Origin of the sequence: Endozoicomonas sp. ALC013, from assembly GCF_049310205.1 — a bacterium.
Classification (GTDB): Bacteria; Pseudomonadota; Gammaproteobacteria; order Pseudomonadales; family Endozoicomonadaceae; genus Endozoicomonas.
In genome coordinates, this window is the sequence record NZ_JBLYNS010000286.1 from 1 (window position 1) to 3,178 (window position 3,178).

Annotated in this window: 2 protein-coding genes; both read right to left on the bottom strand. The window is 46.5% G+C overall.

Annotated features, from left to right (window positions below; all coding sequences use genetic code 11):
• On the bottom strand, positions 1–1,368 hold a 1,368-nt coding region (locus ACO6V1_RS23185; RefSeq protein ID WP_422468860.1), incomplete at its 3' end, for a hypothetical protein.
• Positions 1,369–1,748: 380 nt separating this feature from the next.
• Positions 1,749–3,178 (bottom strand): hypothetical protein (locus ACO6V1_RS23190; RefSeq protein WP_422468862.1); only part of this gene is annotated, 1,430 nt, incomplete at its 5' end.

The window sequence follows — 3,178 nt, forward strand, 5'->3', positions numbered from 1 at the left end:
AGCAGGCAATAACAGGGTTTCCAGGTTGGCAGCCAATTCCGGGTTGCGCTCCAGACCATAAAGGGTCATTGGCGTTCCATTGACCAGGTCATCCAACAATCGAGTGTTGGTCAGGGAAAAGGTGAAACGATTCTGGCTGGTGAGGTTAATCGGTTGCAGGGATTCCAGGGTATCCCCGGGGTTGATCTCATAGGTGGCAGTGGCGGCTTCCGAGCTTGGCCGGTGGTCAGCACTTGCCGCAAGCAACTGGTCGGTTGGCAAATTGGTAAACAACCATGGCCTTTTACTCTCCGGCAACTGCTCCAGTCGGCACAGTAACCATAACCACTGTTTGTCATCCAGCTCGCCAGTAAGTACCAGCTGTCTGCAACCTTGCAACAGGTTGGCAAAGATATCCGTTTGCACAACGACAGTACCCTCTATCATCACATGGCCCTTGAGATGCTCGATTGAGCTGCCGTTAATCACCACAAATGGGTTTTGGGGTTGGAATAATGTGCTGTCGCTGATCGTCTGCTCTTTACAGGCGCTGAGTTGGCTGGCACAGACACGGGCTACGGACAGGGATATCTGCTCAGGCAGCTGGACCCATTGCTTGTTGGCGGTAAATCCGCCAACCCGTATGGCCGTTGCCAGGGCTGCTTGGAAGCCAGTGTCGTCCCAGGGTGCGTTGTTAAACACCAGGTGGGTATTCTCTTTCAGGTTGGCCAGGGCGCCTTCAGCAAAAACCAGCCGACCCCGATCATTGAGAGTAATGCCACCAAACAGTTGATGGTACCAGTTGTCGGTGGTGGCAAAGTCGATGGTGACGCGGAGGGCATTGGCCGGGATGTCTTCCGTGGTTTTTTGGGCCAGCAAGGTTTCATCGGTCACCGAATCAGCAATATGGCAGTCGGCTTCTGATACGGCCTTTTCCGGCATTTGCCTCAATCTGCGCCAGAGGTCGGGGTTGGCGGGCTTACTTCCGTCCAGCATCCCGTGGTTGACCAGAAATACCCGCCGGATCTGGTCGCCCAGTGGTTTATTGTTACATTTGGGTCCCACCTGAAGAAGGTCATTAAAGCTGGCGATATCACCGGGTGTCATGGAGGTCAGGTCAAACACCAGGGTCATCGGCTCATCTGTAAACAGTCGGCCTTCTGCTTTTTGTAATTGGCCGCCCTCTAGCCAGGTTTGTTGCATCAGGCCCTGTTTTTCCAGATCAGCCAGTGCGCGAATGCAATACGTTGCAGGCTGTTCATGGCGTAATTGATCAATAATTCGCTGTTGGGTTAACGGAGTATTGGCAAAATAGAACTCACCGGTGCTCAGGCTCTGATGGGGCGCTTCCTGATTCGTTGAGCGGGCGGTGGAGTGATCGCTTTGCAAGTGAGAGGTAACTTGACAGGCGGCTGTCGTCCTTTGTCCTAAATCAGGCGTTGGGACTTTTTGAAGTTCTATTAATCTTGATCGCTTTGCTGAAGATTGCTGAAGATTTGTCTGTCCATCGGAAAAATCCGATATTTTCCTTATGTTTCCCACCTGATGTGGTAAGGAGTGGTTTACTGTTTGACTTGGCAAGGAGTGATAATTGATAACTTCATTGGTTGTTTTGTCCATTTGATCATCCGTGCCTGATTTATGAATGCCGGTGTCATGAGATTAAGGACAACAAAATAATAAGAACGTTCCTTCCACTGCAAACGCATGAACATTTATCGAGCAGTCATTGTTGAGCGGTTAGCTAATGTTTCCTTCTCCCTGTTTTCCTAATCTGCAATCAATGCAAGAAACTCATCTAAAAGGACCAGCAAATCATCCGTTTGAAGAACGACAGCGGAAGGTTGATTAAAACAGTATTTTATACATTGCTGAGGTAATTTTAATCGGGCCATGGGCTCAACTTTGTGGTCGTCAAGCGTAAGGCAAATATCAAGGTATGGCTGCACTGTCTTAGAATAGCTACTATACCAGTAATTCAACCAAATGGGAGAAGTGGTATCATTCATGTGATGTGCTGCCAGCCAATAAAAGAATATTTTTTTTATTATTTCGTCTAACACTAAATTCTTTTCACTCTTGGATATTTTGATAATTTCTGACCTTATTCCGGAATTTATTATTTCAGCAATCTTGTCGTCTAGCTCTTGGTTTGGTAAAGAAGTACAATCGAAGATAATGGGTTTGTAGCTTGTAGTTTTTGATACGTTCAGGAAAGCAGCCTCTCCGGACATAAGCTTTTCAGGGATGATAATGCTATTGCCCACAGGCTGGTGGTGGAGTTGATGATGGATGTGATGCTGTGATAGTCGCTCCAAAAGTGAGTGGCTCATGGTCATCGTTTTGATAAAGTTTATGCAGTGCTTTGATAATCGTACTTCGTAAATTTTTTGTTTATCAGCATCAATGTCAATTTTCTCGGGTCTTAGAGGATAAGACATAAGCATTAACTTTACCTGGTCTTTTAACTGACAGGAGTCACAGGACTCAGAGAACGTCTGTAAGATGGCCAATAATACATATTTCAGAAATTCAGGCACTGATCGGTAAAGATCACATAGCCAGTTCAAATAGTGAACATCAGGCTTTTGTGCATGTATCAGGCGATATAATATCTTTATATTTAAGTCCATGAAATTACTTATCGTATTGCTATTGCCTCTGTCATCTGACATAAGCCAAGCGCTTTTTTCTATGATACTTTTCCATTTATTTATGTTGTTACCAAACCGGTAAAACATTTGTGGCGATAAAAGTACCCCCCAATTTCTCTGCAAATCTTTGTCAAGGCTGGAGTCTAAAGGTTCTCTGTGGAGTACAGAGTAAAAATCTTCAAGTGTGTGCATAACCTCAGTCACAGCTGATTCGTTTTTGTTTAACAGTAATTGGTTTGCAAGACAATCAAGATTCTCCTCAATTAAATCATAGAGGTTTCGCGATGAATCGATAAACTGGTCGAAATAGGCATACCCCCTGGGTGGCTTCAGCTCAGAACTGCCTGGTCGATGATAATCCCCCCAGTCGGGTTCTGTGATACCTTCAATGGCCTGTCCGCCACCACCGAGTTGGTATTGTCGCCAGGTGCGGCCGCCATCGGGGCTGATTTCGACAAAACTGTGCCCGACATTCCTTACTTGCCGGGCAGGAATACCCCAATAGTGGCAGAGCACCTGGAAAATCGTCGCCTTGTGTCGGCAGG